General features: G+C 58.5%; 13 protein-coding genes, 1 other RNA gene and 1 pseudogene. 12 read left to right on the forward strand and 3 right to left on the reverse strand.

All coding sequences use genetic code 11. From position 1 onward, the window contains the following. The first annotated feature begins 4 nt into the window (after positions 1-4). From BLT69_RS02090 to BLT69_RS02100, 3 genes are read left to right on the forward strand one after another with little or no spacing between them, the layout of a single operon-like run. Positions 5-433: a TadE family protein gene (locus BLT69_RS02090; RefSeq protein ID WP_092648282.1), complete on the forward strand. Its 429-nt coding sequence runs from the start codon at positions 5-7 to the stop codon at positions 431-433. Next, on the forward strand, positions 430-858 hold the full coding sequence (locus BLT69_RS02095) for a hypothetical protein (protein ID WP_092648283.1): 429 nt from the start codon (positions 430-432) through the stop codon (positions 856-858). Before BLT69_RS02090 ends, BLT69_RS02095 begins: the two co-directional genes overlap by 4 nt. After that, positions 851-1,318: a hypothetical protein gene (locus BLT69_RS02100; RefSeq protein WP_157886314.1), complete on the forward strand. Its 468-nt coding sequence runs from the start codon at positions 851-853 to the stop codon at positions 1,316-1,318. The genes BLT69_RS02095 and BLT69_RS02100 overlap by 8 nt, the downstream gene beginning before the upstream one ends. A gap of 64 nt (positions 1,319-1,382) precedes the next feature. On the opposite strand, the gene gdhA is transcribed toward BLT69_RS02100, so the two are convergent. Further along, a complete protein-coding gene (gdhA, locus tag BLT69_RS02105; protein ID WP_092648285.1) occupies positions 1,383-2,744 on the reverse strand; it encodes an NADP-specific glutamate dehydrogenase in 1,362 nt (453 codons plus the stop codon). A 376-nt stretch (positions 2,745-3,120) separates the two neighbouring features. Between gdhA and prfB the strand changes: the two genes are divergently transcribed. The 9 genes from prfB to BLT69_RS02150 all read left to right on the forward strand — a co-directional run bounded on the left by prfB (position 3,121) and on the right by BLT69_RS02150 (position 12,960). Further along, the gene (prfB, locus tag BLT69_RS02110) at positions 3,121-4,245 is read left to right on the forward strand and encodes a peptide chain release factor 2 (RefSeq protein WP_058236139.1); all 1,125 of its coding nucleotides are present in this window, start codon (positions 3,121-3,123) and stop codon (positions 4,243-4,245) included. Positions 4,246-4,360: 115 nt separating this feature from the next. After that, positions 4,361-5,050 (forward strand): cell division ATP-binding protein FtsE, encoded by a 690-nt coding sequence (ftsE, locus tag BLT69_RS02115; RefSeq protein ID WP_058236236.1) that lies wholly within the window; start codon positions 4,361-4,363, stop codon positions 5,048-5,050. Between the two features lie 7 nt (positions 5,051-5,057). Beyond that, the gene (ftsX, locus tag BLT69_RS02120) at positions 5,058-5,972 is read left to right on the forward strand and encodes a permease-like cell division protein FtsX (RefSeq protein WP_058236138.1); all 915 of its coding nucleotides are present in this window, start codon (positions 5,058-5,060) and stop codon (positions 5,970-5,972) included. 12 nt (positions 5,973-5,984) lie between these two features. Beyond that, positions 5,985-7,349, forward strand: coding sequence for a M23 family metallopeptidase (locus BLT69_RS02125; protein ID WP_070725551.1), 1,365 nt, complete (start codon positions 5,985-5,987; stop codon positions 7,347-7,349). A gap of 63 nt (positions 7,350-7,412) precedes the next feature. Then, positions 7,413-7,940: an SsrA-binding protein SmpB gene (smpB, locus tag BLT69_RS02130; RefSeq protein WP_092648286.1), complete on the forward strand. Its 528-nt coding sequence runs from the start codon at positions 7,413-7,415 to the stop codon at positions 7,938-7,940. Positions 7,941-8,065: 125 nt separating this feature from the next. Next, positions 8,066-8,442: a transfer-messenger RNA gene (gene ssrA / locus BLT69_RS02135) on the forward strand. A 452-nt stretch (positions 8,443-8,894) separates the two neighbouring features. After that, entirely contained in the window at positions 8,895-9,476 is a 582-nt protein-coding gene (locus tag BLT69_RS02140) for a TetR/AcrR family transcriptional regulator (RefSeq protein ID WP_092648287.1), read from the forward strand. Then, positions 9,476-10,633 (forward strand): MFS transporter, encoded by a 1,158-nt coding sequence (locus BLT69_RS02145; RefSeq protein WP_257590423.1) that lies wholly within the window; start codon positions 9,476-9,478, stop codon positions 10,631-10,633. The genes BLT69_RS02140 and BLT69_RS02145 overlap by 1 nt, the downstream gene beginning before the upstream one ends. Next, entirely contained in the window at positions 10,630-12,960 is a 2,331-nt protein-coding gene (locus tag BLT69_RS02150; protein ID WP_162272389.1) for a PEP/pyruvate-binding domain-containing protein, read from the forward strand. Before BLT69_RS02145 ends, BLT69_RS02150 begins: the two co-directional genes overlap by 4 nt. A 130-nt stretch (positions 12,961-13,090) precedes the next feature. On the opposite strand, the pseudogene BLT69_RS02155 reads toward BLT69_RS02150, so the two are convergent. Both BLT69_RS02155 and BLT69_RS11005 read right to left on the reverse strand, forming a co-directional pair. Next, positions 13,091-13,711: pseudogene (locus BLT69_RS02155) on the reverse strand ((Fe-S)-binding protein); the annotation flags it as partial. Then, positions 13,693-13,956, reverse strand: coding sequence for an FAD-binding oxidoreductase (locus BLT69_RS11005; RefSeq protein ID WP_257590424.1), 264 nt, complete (start codon positions 13,954-13,956; stop codon positions 13,693-13,695). The gene BLT69_RS11005 and the pseudogene BLT69_RS02155, both read right to left, overlap by 19 nt. Positions 13,957-14,023 lie beyond the last annotated feature (67 nt).

Below are 14,023 nucleotides of genomic sequence, written 5' to 3' on the forward strand. Positions count from 1 at the left end.
CACCATGACAACGCAGGAGCGGACGCATTGGAGCGAAGAAGGCTCAGAGGTGGTTGCATACGCCATGATGCAGACACTGGTCGTCATCGTCTTCCTGATCATCCTGCAAACCGCGTTCGCCCTGCACACTCGTAACCTGGCGATCTCTGCCGCCAGTGAGGGAGCACGCCGAGGAGCCCTGGTTGGCGCGGTCGACGCAGATGCCATCCAGCGAACCGGCGACCTGCTCGATGATTCTTTGGGGCAGGGACGTCCCCGTGACATTTCGACATCCCACCACCAGTGGCAGGGGCAGGACGCCCTCGTCGTGACAGTACGTACAACGATGCCTGTGTTCCTCACGTGGGGCCCACCCAACTGGCTCACCGTGCACGGACGCTCACTGGTGGAAGACGGTGAGCCGACCGCCCAGGCAGAAGGAACCGAACCGTGAGGGACACCAGGGCCGCGCGAGACATACGTGAAGACGGGAACGCCATCGTCGAATTCATCATGATGATGGTTGTGCTGGTCATCCCCGCGCTGTACATCGTTGTCACCCTTGCATCAGTGCAGGCGGCAGCGTTCGCAAGTGAATCAGCCTCCCGTGAAGCCGCACGGCTCCTGTCGGCGGATCCGCAGCGCACTGAATTTGCATCACAGCAGGCGCACGTCACCTTCGCAGATTTTGGGCTGCCCGCTCCAGAATCAGTCACGACGCGCTGCGACCCGTCATGTTCCACCAGCGGCGCCCTTCTGACGGTCACGGTCTCCACAACTGTTCCGCTGCCCTTGATCCCATCGTGGATCGGCGCTCGCGGAGTTTTCCCCGTCTCCTCGACGACGCAGGCAGTCATCGAGGGGGTGCGCATTGAATAGGAACCGATACCGGAGCGCTGCGCATCAGCCGCACAGCGAGGACGGCCGGATCACTGTTTTGCTCATCGGGCTGGTCACAGTGGCGTTGCTGGCCGTAGCAGTCGGCGTGGTTATCACGTCCGTTCACCTTCAACAACGTGCGCTCCTGAGCTGCGCTGATCGAATCTCTGCAGCAGGCGCAGCAGTACTGTCTGCGGAGAACTACTACGGCGAAGGTGGCGCCGAACTCGCAGCGCCATCTGAAAGCGGGGCGAGGCAGGAAGCCTTCAGAACCCTGGAGCGCCTGTTAACGACCACATGCGCAGTGGGGCAGGGCGTAGACATAACGGATCTGACGGTCGGAGAAAACGTCATTCAGGTCACTGTGCGCACTCAGGCCACATTGCCGTTGCTGCCGCCCGTTCTGCAAGGCGTTGCCGCGCCCACCATGACGCAGTCCTCATCGGCGCGCACGGTCTGAACATACAGGCGCCGCAGCAGTGGTATCCGCTGCGGCGCCTGTCAGATTACTCGTGATGAGTCAATCAGATGACACCCATCGCCAGCATGGCGTCAGCCACCTTCAGGTAGCCAGCCAAGTTCGCGCCAGTCTGGTAATCAGCTTCCGCGCCGTACTCATTGGCAGCGCTCAAGCAGTTGTCGTGAATGGTCGCCATGATCTCGTGGAGACGGTTGTCGGCATGCTCAAAGGTCCATGGATGACGAGCAGCGTTCTGCTCCATCTCCAGAGCCGAGGTCGCCACGCCACCGGCGTTCGACGCCTTACCAGGAGCAAACAGGACGTGGTTGTCGTGGAACAGGTCGGTTGCTTCCGGTGTGGTCGGCATGTTCGCACCCTCAGCAACAAGACACACACCGTTGTCAATGAGCTGGCGTGCGTTCGCCTCGTCCAATTCGTTTTGCGTCGCGCACGGAAGTGCCACATCACAGGCGACCTCCCACGGCTTTGCACCTTCAACGAACTTTGCGGAAGGACGCTGATCGGCATACTCCTTGATGCGACCGCGCTCGACCTCTTTGATCTGTTGGAGCAGTTCGAAGTCGATGCCGTCCTCGTCCAGCACGTAACCGGACGAATCGGAAGCGGTTACCACGTGAGCGCCAAGCTGTTGCGCCTTCTGGATGGCATACAGTGCGACGTTCCCGGAACCGGACACCGTCACGCGCTTGGAGTCGAGGGATTCGCCCTGCGCCTTGAACATCTCGTCAGTGAAGTACACCAGGCCGTAACCCGTTGCTTCGGTGCGCACCTCGGAGCCTCCCCAGGTGATGCCCTTGCCGGTCAGCACGCCCGCGTCGTAACGGTTCGTGATGCGCTTGTACTGTCCGAACAGGTAGCCGATTTCGCGCCCGCCCACGCCAATGTCGCCTGCGGGAACGTCGGTGTTTTCACCGATGTGGCGGTACAGCTCAGTCATGAAGGACTGGCAGAAACGCATGATTTCGCCGTCTGACTTGCCTTTGGGGTCGAAGTCGGAACCGCCCTTGCCGCCGCCGATTCCCAGGCCGGTCAGAGAGTTCTTGAAGATCTGCTCGAAGCCGAGGAACTTGATGATCGACAGGTTGACGGAGGGGTGGAAACGCAGGCCACCCTTGTAGGGGCCAAGCGCCGAGTTGAACTCAACGCGGTAGCCGCGATTGACGCGCACGTTGTTGTCATCATCTACCCACGGAACGCGGAACATGATCTGGCGTTCAGGTTCGCACAGGCGCGTGATGATGGAGTAACGATCATCGTCAGGACGGCTGCCTTCGAGGCGTCCCAGTGACAGGAACACTTCGTAAACGGCTTGCAGGAACTCCGGCTCTGACGGGTTGCGCTCCTGGAGCGCGTGGAACTGTGACTGCAGGGAATCACTCAAGCGAGAAAGATCTAAATCGGTCATGGAAAAATTGTGGCAGACGCGGAAGACTTTGCCGACTACCTTTCCATTATTTGGTTATTTTTACTTCAAGGTATTCCCATATCGGTGCCGAGGGTGCACAATATAGACTTCCTCTACCCCTGATGTGCCGTGCGTGTGGGTAGGGGTTTTCTTATGCGATGAACGAGGGAGTCGCGCCATCATGCGGTTTTCTGGTCGTCGTTGAAGAATCGGGCGACATCCTGCCACGCGCCGCAAAGTAAAGAAGTGGTCAAATAAACGTTGGTGTGACATGAAACGTTGAGGCATCGCACGGTCGGCCGCTTATCGGCGGTGGGTCAGATGTATAACAGCAGGGGAGTCCTGATCGCTGCCCTCGATCGTTTACAGTGGGAGGGTGACCATCGAGTTTTCTGAAGAAATACCAGCACTGCGCACCACTATGGAGAATATTCTGGCTGTCTCCCAGCCGGATAAGCTGCGATCCACGATTGCTGACTTGTCCAGGCAGGCGGCCGCACCTGACCTGTGGGATGACGTGGAACATGCGCAGGAAGTGACCACTGCACTGTCGCATGCGCAAAATGAACTCGAACGCCTCACCACCATGGAAGAGCGTATTGACGACCTCGAAGCGATGGTGGAGCTGGCAGGTGAAGATTCCGATGAGTCGGGCGATCTGCTGGATGAAGCGGAAAATGATCTGCAGGCAATCCGTGATGACCTGTCATCGTTGGAAATCCGCACATTGCTGGATGGTGAATACGACGAGCGCAACGCCGTGGTCACCATTCGTTCAGGTGCCGGCGGTGTGGATGCCGCCGACTTTGCCGAAATCCTCATGCGGATGTACCTGCGCTGGGCGGAGCGCCACGGCTATCCCACTAAAGTGATGGATACCTCGTACGCGGAAGAAGCCGGAATTAAGTCCGCTACCTTCGAGGTGCAGGCACCCTACGCGTATGGCACCTTGTCAGTGGAGGCCGGTACGCACCGTCTCGTGCGCATCAGCCCGTTCGACAATCAGGGCCGACGCCAGACATCTTTTGCCGCCGTCGAGGTGATCCCGCTGATTGAGTCAACGGACCACATTGATATTCCTGAGTCGGATCTGAAAGTTGACGTCTTCCGCTCGTCGGGGCCTGGTGGCCAGTCCGTGAACACGACGGATTCGGCTGTCCGTATGACCCACGTGCCGACCGGCATTGTTGTGTCGATGCAGGATGAGAAGTCTCAGATCCAGAACCGCGCGGCAGCCCTGCGTGTGTTGCAGTCACGTCTGCTGGTGTTGCGTCACGAGGAAGAGCAGGCCAAGAAGAAGGAACTGGCTGGCGACGTGAAAGCCTCGTGGGGTGACCAGATGCGCTCCTATGTCCTGCAGCCCTATCAGATGGTCAAGGATCTGCGCACCGAGTTCGAATCAGGGAACCCGCAGGACGTGTTCGACGGCGGTATTGACGATTTCATTAACGCAGGGATCCGCTGGCGCAAGAACCAGCAGAACGAAGCTGAATCGGCCTGATGTGAGGTGGTGACGCGCGCAGAATGCGCGCGTCCGCGTGTCGCACGCCGGCCATGAGGGCGAATGCCCATAGTCTGACAATGATCTGTTGTCTGATGAAAACGGCGTTCTGTTCATGATTCGATTTGACCACGTCACCATGGTGTACAAGCCGGGTGCGCGCCCCGCCCTCGACGATGTGTCCCTTGAGGTTGAGCGCGAAGAATTTGTCTTCCTGGTGGGCAAATCAGGTTCCGGCAAATCGACGTTCCTGCAGCTGGTGATGCGAGAAAATATCGCCACTTCGGGGCATGTGTGGGTTTTGGGGCACGATGTTGGTGAACTGACACGCTGGGCCGTGCCGAAACTGCGCCGCCAGATTGGAACGGTCTTCCAGGACTTCCGGCTGCTCGAATCAAAGACCGTGTATGAGAACGTCGCCCTGGCCATGCAGGTCATCGGAAAACCCAAGCACGCGATCCAGACGGCTGTACCGGACGTGCTGGAACTGGTGGGACTGTCCGGTAAGGAAAAACGCCTGCCTCACGAACTGTCCGGCGGTGAGGAACAGCGCGTGGCGATCGCGCGCGCAATGGTAAATCGGCCGTCCCTGTTGCTGGCTGACGAGCCGACCGGCAACCTTGACCCGGATACGTCGCTGGGCATCATGCGCCTGCTTGACCGCATTAACCGCAACGGCACCACTGTTGTGATGGCCACGCACGACGCCGACATCGTCAACCAGATGCGTAAACGCGTCATCGAGCTTCAGGACGGCACAGTGGTGCGCGATCAGTCCCGTGGTGTCTATGGAGCAGCAAGGTGATCGAGGGATGAAACTACGCTTTATCTTTTCCGAGGTCGGCAAAGGCCTGACCCGTAATCGCGCGATGTCGGTGGCCGTCATCATCGTCACCTTCGTGTCACTGCTGTTCGTCGGCGTGGCCGGCCTGGCGCAGATGCAGGTCAACCGCATGAAGTCCGACTGGTACGACAAGATCGAAGTGTCGATCTACATGTGCGCACAGGGCGATGAGATCCCCTCGTGTAACGCCGAGGAAGCCACCGGCGACCAGATTGACGCGGTGCGTACCAAGCTGACGTCCGGTGAGCTGGCCCCACTGATCAAGGACGTGTACGAAGAATCGAAGGAAGAAGCGTTCGAGAACTTCCAGAAAATCATGGGGGAGAACCCGATTACGCAGTGGACCACGGTGGACATGATGCCGATTTCGTTCCGCGTGCGCCTGGTTGACCCACAGCAGTATTCGATCATCAAGGAAGAATTCTCCGGCACTCCCGGCGTGGCGCAGGTCAAGGATCAGCGCGAAATTGTGGAGCCGCTCTTCTCCGTGATCGACAAAGCCAAGCTGATGTCACTGGGGCTGGCCGGCGTCATGATTGTGGCGGCCATCTTGCTGATCACAACGACGATCCGCCTGTCCGCGATGAGCAGGGAACGTGAGACGTCGATTATGCGACTTGTCGGTGCGTCCTCGCTGTTCATTCAGGCTCCCTTCATGATTGAGGGTGCTCTGGCCGCTCTGACTGGCGCGCTGCTCGCTGTCGGGTCGCTCTTCCTGGGTGTGAAGTTTGTGATCGGCGGGTGGATCGCTCCGGCGTTCAAGTGGACAAGCTTTGTCGGCATGCGCGAAGTGTGGATTATGACTCCGGTGCTGGTTGTGGCAGCGCTGCTGCTGGCGGTAGTCGCGTCGGCATTCTCGCTGGCAAAGTACACGAAGGTTTAAAGCGAGGGTGCGATGAGTCAGGTTCGTCAGGTTCGAGGGCGCCGCCGCCGTGCCGCCCTCGCTGTGGGAACAACGGTTGCGTTTATCAGTGCTCTGGGCATCGCCGGCCGCGCTGATGGCGACGCGTTGGCAGCCCCAGCGCAGGCCGCGCCATCACCTGCAGTGCTGATGCCCGCAGCTGACGGTGATGATGATCGCGACTCGGTGGCTCGCAAGCAGGCGGACTCGGCTCAGCATATTGATGAGCTGACCAGTCAGCTTGAGGGAATTGATTCGTCACTGGCGCAGGTGTATGTGGATCTGGAACGTCTCAACGGTCAGATCCCGGGGGCTGAAGCTCAGTTGAAGTCAGCGCAGCAGGCGTTCGAGGCGGCTGACCGCCAGCACCAGTTGGCGCTTGACCAGCTCGACAGTGCTGAAGCTGAGCAGAGCCGTATCGCTCGGGAAATTGATGAAGCTGAAAAGCAGCAAGACGAAGCCAACCAGGCGATCGGTGCCCTCGCCCGTGAAATGTATCGCGGCGACATGTCCAGCCCTGAACTGCTGGCTCTGACCTCGCAGGGGACGGGAGAAATCGGGGATCGTGCAGCTGCAGCTGACACATTGATGCGTTCGCACACCCGTGCGCTCAATGAGGCTCTGGCGTTGAAGGCTCGCCAGGAAAACCAGGCGCAGCGTCAGGAAGCTGTCACGGAGCGGATCGCAAACCTTGAACAGACAGCACGCCAGGCATCCGAGCAGGCGCGCACCTCCAAGGAAGAAGCCGATAAGCATCTGAGCGAATTGACGGCGATGAAGTCGGATCGCGATCAGAAGAAGAAAGAATGGGAGAGCCAGAAGAAGACGGCTCAGAGCCAGTTGACCAAGTGGCAGGAAGAATTTGACGCGATGAGTGCCAAACTTGCTGAGATCGATGCCGCTAACCGCGCCGCAGCAGCTCAGCAGGCAGCCACGTCAGGTAACTTCGCACCTGCTGGATCCATGTTCACCTCTCCGCTGCATATTCCGCTGCAGATCACTTCTCCCTTTGGGTGGCGTCACCACCCGATTCTGGGTGTGGACAGGTATCACAACGGAACTGACTTTGCTGCTCCGTGTGGTTCTCCCCAGTATCCGATTGCTCCGGGGACGGTGGTGGCTGCTCAGCAGGAGACGGCCGGCGGCAACGTGCTGTACATCAACCACGGCATGATTAACGGTCATTCGTGGGTTTCTGCGCACGTGCACCTGTCGAGTTTCGCTGTGCCGGTGGGTGCTCACGTGGACCGTTCGACCGTTGTGGGATATACCGGTGCGACGGGGTATGCGACCGGATGCCACCTGCACCTGTCGTTGATGCAGGACGGTGTGGACGTTGATCCGACCGATTTCCTGTAGAATGGGTGGCTGCTGAGTGAGCGGTGCTGGAGGGTACCCTCGTCAATCCTGGGAGGAGGGGACATGCCGAAGGACTGGAAGAAACCGAAACTGAGCGAGGCGCAGAAGCGCAAGGAAGATTCTGACGCGAAGAAGATGATTGCACGCAACAAGAAGGCGCTGCATGACTATTCGATAGATGAGTCGTTTGAGGCCGGTCTTGTCCTGTCCGGGACCGAGGTCAAGGCGCTGCGGATGGGACGCGCGTCGCTGGTTGATGCGTGGGTGGAAGCGCGCGATGGGGAAGCGTGGCTCTATCAGGCGAATATTCCCATGTATTCGCAGGGTTCCTGGAACAATCACACGCCGAACCGTAAGCGCAAGCTCCTGCTGCATCGTGATGAGATTGCACGTCTGGAACAGCGCAGCCAGGCCAAAGGTATGACGATTGTGCCGTTGGAACTGTATTTTGTGCGCGGGCGCGTCAAGGTTGAGATTGCGCTTGCCCAGGGCAAGCAGGAGTGGGACAAGCGTCAGGCGTTGCGCGAGGCTCAGGATAAGCGTGAGGCGGAGCGTGCGATGCGGCGCTACGTGAAGCAGGCTCGTCACTGACGAGGGTGGCCGGCCTTGCTGGTTTCAACTGGATATTGAAAGTGTACCGACTGCTCGCTATACTTTGATGTCCGGCGCTGGTGACGCTGCGAAAGTGGCACAGCGACGGGTTTGTGAATTACATAGGGGATGATCGGTTTCGACGGTGGTCGTCAATCGAGGGGAAGCGGGTCGAGGACGCATGCTCATCTCGTCAACGATGCGTGCAAACCAATAGGTGCCGAACAGAATCGCACCGACTACGTTCTCGCCGCCTGATATTGCGGCTTGAGAGCCTTTAGTCCGTCAGCCCGGGTGATGCTCCCAGCCCGGATCCTGGCGTCGTTTCGGGAGCCACTGGATGGGCGCCTTGTCAGTGGGCGGTCGTCAACACTTAGCTGACTAAGCTTGCCTCATCTGGTTTGTCAGTAGAGGCGGGTCGAAAATCTTTTGGCAAACTGCACCCGGAGAAGACCTCGGGGGCGGCTGTCGGACGGGGGTTCGATTCCCCCCATCTCCACTAACTGCCTGCTGGTGTTGATACAATTTCGCGCCAGCAGGTTTTGTTTTGCCTTTTTGCTCCAAAAATTGCTTGTTTGCTCCCCTTGAATCCGTCCCAGGTCGGAACCTCCATAGCGTCCAAGAAGACATTCCAGGCTCATTACCCGCCCCGTCAGACAATGAAAGCGGTTTACGAGTGGCACAACAGTCAGACAGGTCGATGCCAGGACTGCGGTACTCGATTGGATCTTCAGGCTGACCATATAATCCCAAGAGAAGAACTCGGGGATGAGGCTGATTACCTTGAAAACATGATGTTTAGACGTTCATTTTGATAAAAAGCTGGTTTTGGGTGCAGCAGGTGCTTCTTGGTTGCACAACGGCTGCGGCGGGTGCACTGGGGTGCGGTGTGGGTGCCGGGCCCGCACTGCCACCTAATATGACTGTGGTCATGTTTAGTGTTACTCTATTTTTATGGTTGATCGTCCACGGGTTCAGCGCAGGCGGGTCGCGACGCGGCAGCGGATTGTTGAGGTTGCTGTTGAGTTGTTTGAGTCGCAGGGTTTTGATGCCACTACTGTCGATCAGATCACCGAAGCGGCCGATATTGGCAAGGGAACGTTTTTCACGCATTTCCCGACGAAGGAAGGCGTGTTTTCGTTTCTGAGTGAGCATGTGCTCGAGATGATGCTGGGCGCAGATGACCCGTCGTTGCCTGCTGATGAGCAGGTGCGTGCCAGCTTTGCGGCAGCTGCCGAGTGGTTTGGTGATAACGAGGTTATTGCTCGCATGATGGTGTTGGCGCGGTTGCGTTCGGTGGGTAAGGTTGCTGCTAGTGCTGAGCGGGGGCGACTGTTTGAGTTTTTCGCTGAGTGCGCGCAGCGTGGTGTGGCTTCTGGGCAGTGGCGTGATGTGCCTGTGCAGCAGATTACACACGGGCTTGCGGCGTGTTATTTTTCTTCGGTTGCGCTGTGGGCGTTGGAGCCTGAATCGCCTGGCTTGGGCGAGGTTTTTGATGCGCAATTGGATCTATTGCTTACCGGGATTCGTCGGTGATGGTGCTGCGCGCGTGCCCTCATGCCGCGTTGATTCCTGCTGCGGTGGGGATGGCGTGTTCTGGGTTGATGCACGCGATGGTGGCGGTGATGACGCCACGGATTGTGAGTGATTTTGCTGCGCCTGGGTTCTATTCCTGGGTTAATGGCACGTATTTCGTTTTCTCTTTGGTCTTTTTAGTGGTGGGTGCTCCCTTGGCTGACCGGTGGGGTGCCCGTAGAAGTTATGCCTGTGGTCTCGCTATTTACGTCGTCGGGACTGTGTTTGCCGGCCTAGCTTCGTCGATGCTGGTTTTTCTGCTGGGTCGCCTCTTGCAAGGCATGGGTGCTGGTGTGGTGGTGCCGGCTGCGCTGTTGGTGGTAGGTGGGATGCCCGAGGGTGAGCGGGGCAGGGTCTTTGGTGTGCTCGGCTTGGTTCAGGTAGTTGCTCAAGTAGCTGGTCCACTTCTTGGAAGCTATTTTGCTGCTGGGCCAGGCTGGCGTTTCGGCCTGCTCGCTGTGGTCCCGGTGGCGGTGTGTGGTGTGGCATTAGCCCTGGTTCTTATTCCCCGCACACCTCGCAGTACTCCTGCCGCTCACGGTAGCCACCGTTGGCGGCTATCGGCGGTGGTGCCGAGAGTGTCAGCTGGTGTGTTAACCAGGTTTTTTGTGTTATCGGCTATTGCTGGTGGGCTGATCGCGGTGGCGGTGACGTATCTGCCGTGGGAGTTGGATCGTCTTCATGGCATCGACTCGGCCGGTATGGGATTGTGGTTGGTGCCGTGTTTTCTCGCGGCGGCGGTGGGTAGCCTGACTGGTGGGATGTTCTCACAGTCTCGGTGGGGTTTGATTGTGTCTTTCGCGGTGGCCGCAAGTGGGGTGGGGGTTCTTGGTGCTAACTCGGTGGTGGCGTTGAGTCTGGGGGTGGCGCTGATCTGTGGGGGTTGCGCGGGGAGTTTGCCGATGATCTTGTCTGCCACCCAGGCGGTGGCTCCACCAGATCAGGTGGCAACAACATCGTCATGGGTGCAGTTAGGTCGACACGCTGGGGCAGCTGTTCTCGTACCCGCCTTCGGGGTGTGCACCAGGTTTTCGTTGGGAACAGCATCACTATGCATGGTCATTCTTGCCCTCCTGCTCACTGCGGGTGGGCTGGTAGTAGCAAGGAGTTCATCATGATCATTTCGCTGCGTGAGGCCACTTTGGCCACCGGTGGTGGCAAGGCCGTGGGGCTGGGGCGTCTGGTTGAAGCGGGGTTCCCGGTGCCCGATGGGTTCGTTATCTCGGCTGAGGTCTACCGGCAGGCGGTAGCTAATCTCGATCTTGCCGATTTACTGGCACGTGGGGGCGCTGGCGCGGTGCGGGATGCGGTTGAAGCCCAGGCTCTTCCTGAACAGGTCGTGGCTCCGATCCGGGAATATCTTGCTGCGTGGGGTGGGGATGTGGCGGTGGCGGTGCGTTCATCGGCTACTGCTGAAGACCTGCCGGAGGCGTCGTTTGCTGGCCAGCAAGACACTTTCCTCGGCGTCGTGGGGGTAGATGCGGTCTGTGCGGCTGTGCGCTCGTGCTGGGCGTCACTGTGGACTAATCGGGCAGTCAACTACCGCCAACGCCACAACATCGACCACACCGAGGTAGCGATAGCGGTCATCGTCCAACGCCTCATTGACGCTACCACTGCCGGGGTGCTTTTCACTGTTGATCCCATCAGTGGTGCGGAGGAAACGGTGATCAACGCATCGTGGGGTTTAGGTGAAAGCGTGGTTGCTGGTGCGGTCACACCGGATGACTACCGCGTCAGCGGCAACCACATCAGCGTGCAGGTAGGGGCGAAACAATCCCGCCTCGACCGCAGCGGCAGCCAGACGATACGCACCGAAACCCCCAATGAGGTAGGCAAACGCTGCCTCACCGATGACCAAGTACGTGAACTCGCAGCCGTGGGTCGAGAGGTGCATGAGTATTTCGCTATGCCGATGGATGTCGAGTGGGCATACGACGACCAGCTGTGGCTGCTGCAAGCCAGACCAATCACCACCATCCCAGCCAAGACTGACACCAGTAGTACTGCGGAGAAACCGGGTCGTAAGCCCTCCCGGCTGGCGCGGATATTTCGCCAAGACCTAGTTGAGCATTATCCCGGCCCATACCCTCTCGACCTGCTTGCCATTACCAGGGTGCACCGCCAGCTGCAATTCGGCATGGCCCAGATTGGGGTGTACTCCACCCCGATCACTGAACTGATCGAGATGAGTGACGACGGCACCATCACCGTCGCCTACCCCCAGGTGCGCTTCAGCCCAAAACTGCTACGGCTATTGAATTACCCCTCACCCGACCCCGATGACTGGCCTACGGTGGAACAAGAGTTTCGCAAGCGGCTCACAGCTATCGGTATTCCGGCGGATGATGCACCCCACACCACGATTATCGATGCCCTCGACCGAACTTTGGCTCTGGTGGATGATATTGCGCGCACTAGATTCCTTGACTACCTCGGCCCAGCGATGCTGCTTTCCATCCGGCTCAAAGCCATGCTGAAACTTGCCCGACGCGCAGACCTGACCCCGTACGATCTTCTCGGTCAACTCGACTATACGACCACTGTAATCAACCGCGAACTACAACGACTAGCCGCCTTGTCACCTGAATCAGAGTCCACTTGTGCCGAGATCACGCAGTTCTTAGATTCCTACGGAGCGAACACCTCTAAGATGTACCTGCCATTCTCGCAACGTTCCTGGCGCGAAAACCTCGAGCAACTCAGCCACACGCTGGCCGCGATTCGACGCCAGAGCGTCCCTGAGCATAACCCGCCCAGTCATGACGATCTCATCGCATCGATTACCAAACGCCTACCACGGTTCACCCGCAGCAAGTTTAAACTCATGGTGCAACGTTGGCGAGCCGGGCACATCGCCCGCGAAGCTTCCCTTTACATGATCGAGGAAGCCTACGTTCAAGCCCGAGTGCTCATGGACATACTCGCCAATCGCATGTACAAGAACGGCTACCTTAACCAAGCTTCAGACATCAAGCTACTGACCTTCGCAGAGGTCACCGCCGCCCTAAATCAGGAGCTAACGATCGAACACGTGCAAAAACTCATAGCGCTGCGGCACCGACACCGACCCGAAGCTGCCGCAAGATGGTGGGGAAACGCAGCTCCTACCAGGCTCGAAGGTGAAGCCACGCTCACTGGCACTCCCGGATCGCCTGGGCGAGCATCGGGGCCAGCCCGAATCATTACCTCAACAGCGGATTTCTACCGGCTTCAGCCCGGCGACGTACTGATTTGCCAGTACACTGACCCCACCTGGACACCACTGTTTAGTCTGGCTTGTGCGGTGGTTGCAGATACTGGCGGACAGTTATCCCATGCCGCTATCGTCGCTCGCGAATACGCCATCCCCGCTGTGATGGGTACCCAAAACGCCACCAGCACACTCACCGATGGGCAAATCGTAACCGTCGACGGCACGAAAGGAACCATCACCCTCACATAGCCAACAACCGATCGAACTACCTTGCCACTCCAACAAGCAAAACACCCATCCCGATCCGCTACCCAGCCAAGCCAAGCGTTGTATCAAAATGGGCGTCTAAGTGGACACCTCATTTCTTAGCTTGCAGACATCACGAGCTGGTCCCTGGACCGTTTTGGTTTTGTTTGATTAGAGAGGCGAGGTGCACTCCGCCGCGCCCCGCCAACTGCCCTGCCTGGGTGCGGCAAGAAAATCCGTCGGCCAAATAAATCGCATCCGGGTGCTGGGCGAGAGTGGGGAGCAAAGACTGTTGCGCTACCTTCACCGAGGTCTCATAGTGGCCCGCCTCCATTCCAAAGTTTCCAGCCAGACCGCAACAACCAGAGAGCTTGATCAGCTTGGCACCCGCGCGGTTTAACAGGGTCTCGTCCGCGTCCCATCCCATCACCGAATAGTGGTGACAGTGAGGCTGGGCCACCACCTCTTTACCCGTCAAGTTAGGCATCCAATCCGTTGAATCGGGTCCGATAGGCGCCGGCGCCGTGAGGAGTTCTGCCAGCGTGTAAACAGCTGAGCTCACGGTCTCCACCTCTGCAGGAATGTTCAGATCCAAAGCATCATCGCGAAGTACCGCAGTGCAAGACGGCTCCACCCCAACGATCGGGATGCCGGCAAGCGCAAACGGGGTTAGCTACTCGACAAGCGTGGTGATTTTTTCGCGTGCAGTATCGAGCTGCCCAGTTGTAATCCAAGTTAAACCACAACAAAGATCCTGCGGTGGTGTGTTGCCTCAATGCAGCCCGGCTGCACAATCGCCGTCTTCTTTTGCGGATCAACCGAGATAACGCGATTCATATGACGCAAGAAATCGATCACGAGGCCTGGACCAATCGCATTACCCGCGCACGACGTACCCGATCCGCGAGGCGTAATCGGCATGCCCAGATCCCGCGCAGTGTTGATAGCCAGGATGGCCTCCGCCTTATCTACCGGGGCAAAAACTACGCTAGGAACCACACGGTAATTGCCGGCGTCCGTCGAATATAGGGCCCGCGCCGTCGTAGTGAAATCGAGTTCGCCGCGA

The organism is Schaalia radingae (assembly GCF_900106055.1).
Taxonomy (GTDB): domain Bacteria; phylum Actinomycetota; class Actinomycetes; order Actinomycetales; family Actinomycetaceae; genus Pauljensenia; species Pauljensenia radingae_A.

What these genes read in the sequence shown, in the direction of transcription:
- BLT69_RS02140 (WP_092648287.1), top strand. Translation starts at nt 8,895, where the DNA reads ATGGTTGATCGTCCACGGGTTCAGCGCAGGCGGGTCGCGACGCGGCAG.
- BLT69_RS02125 (WP_070725551.1), top strand. Translation starts at nt 5,985, where the DNA reads ATGAGTCAGGTTCGTCAGGTTCGAGGGCGCCGCCGCCGTGCCGCCCTC.
- smpB (WP_092648286.1), top strand. Translation starts at nt 7,413, where the DNA reads ATGCCGAAGGACTGGAAGAAACCGAAACTGAGCGAGGCGCAGAAGCGC.
- gdhA (WP_092648285.1), bottom strand. Translation starts at nt 2,744, where the DNA reads ATGACCGATTTAGATCTTTCTCGCTTGAGTGATTCCCTGCAGTCACAG.
- BLT69_RS02145 (WP_257590423.1), top strand. Translation starts at nt 9,476, where the DNA reads ATGGTGCTGCGCGCGTGCCCTCATGCCGCGTTGATTCCTGCTGCGGTG.
- BLT69_RS02090 (WP_092648282.1), top strand. Translation starts at nt 5, where the DNA reads ATGACAACGCAGGAGCGGACGCATTGGAGCGAAGAAGGCTCAGAGGTG.
- ftsE (WP_058236236.1), top strand. Translation starts at nt 4,361, where the DNA reads ATGATTCGATTTGACCACGTCACCATGGTGTACAAGCCGGGTGCGCGC.
- BLT69_RS02150 (WP_162272389.1), top strand. Translation starts at nt 10,630, where the DNA reads ATGATCATTTCGCTGCGTGAGGCCACTTTGGCCACCGGTGGTGGCAAG.
- ftsX (WP_058236138.1), top strand. Translation starts at nt 5,058, where the DNA reads ATGAAACTACGCTTTATCTTTTCCGAGGTCGGCAAAGGCCTGACCCGT.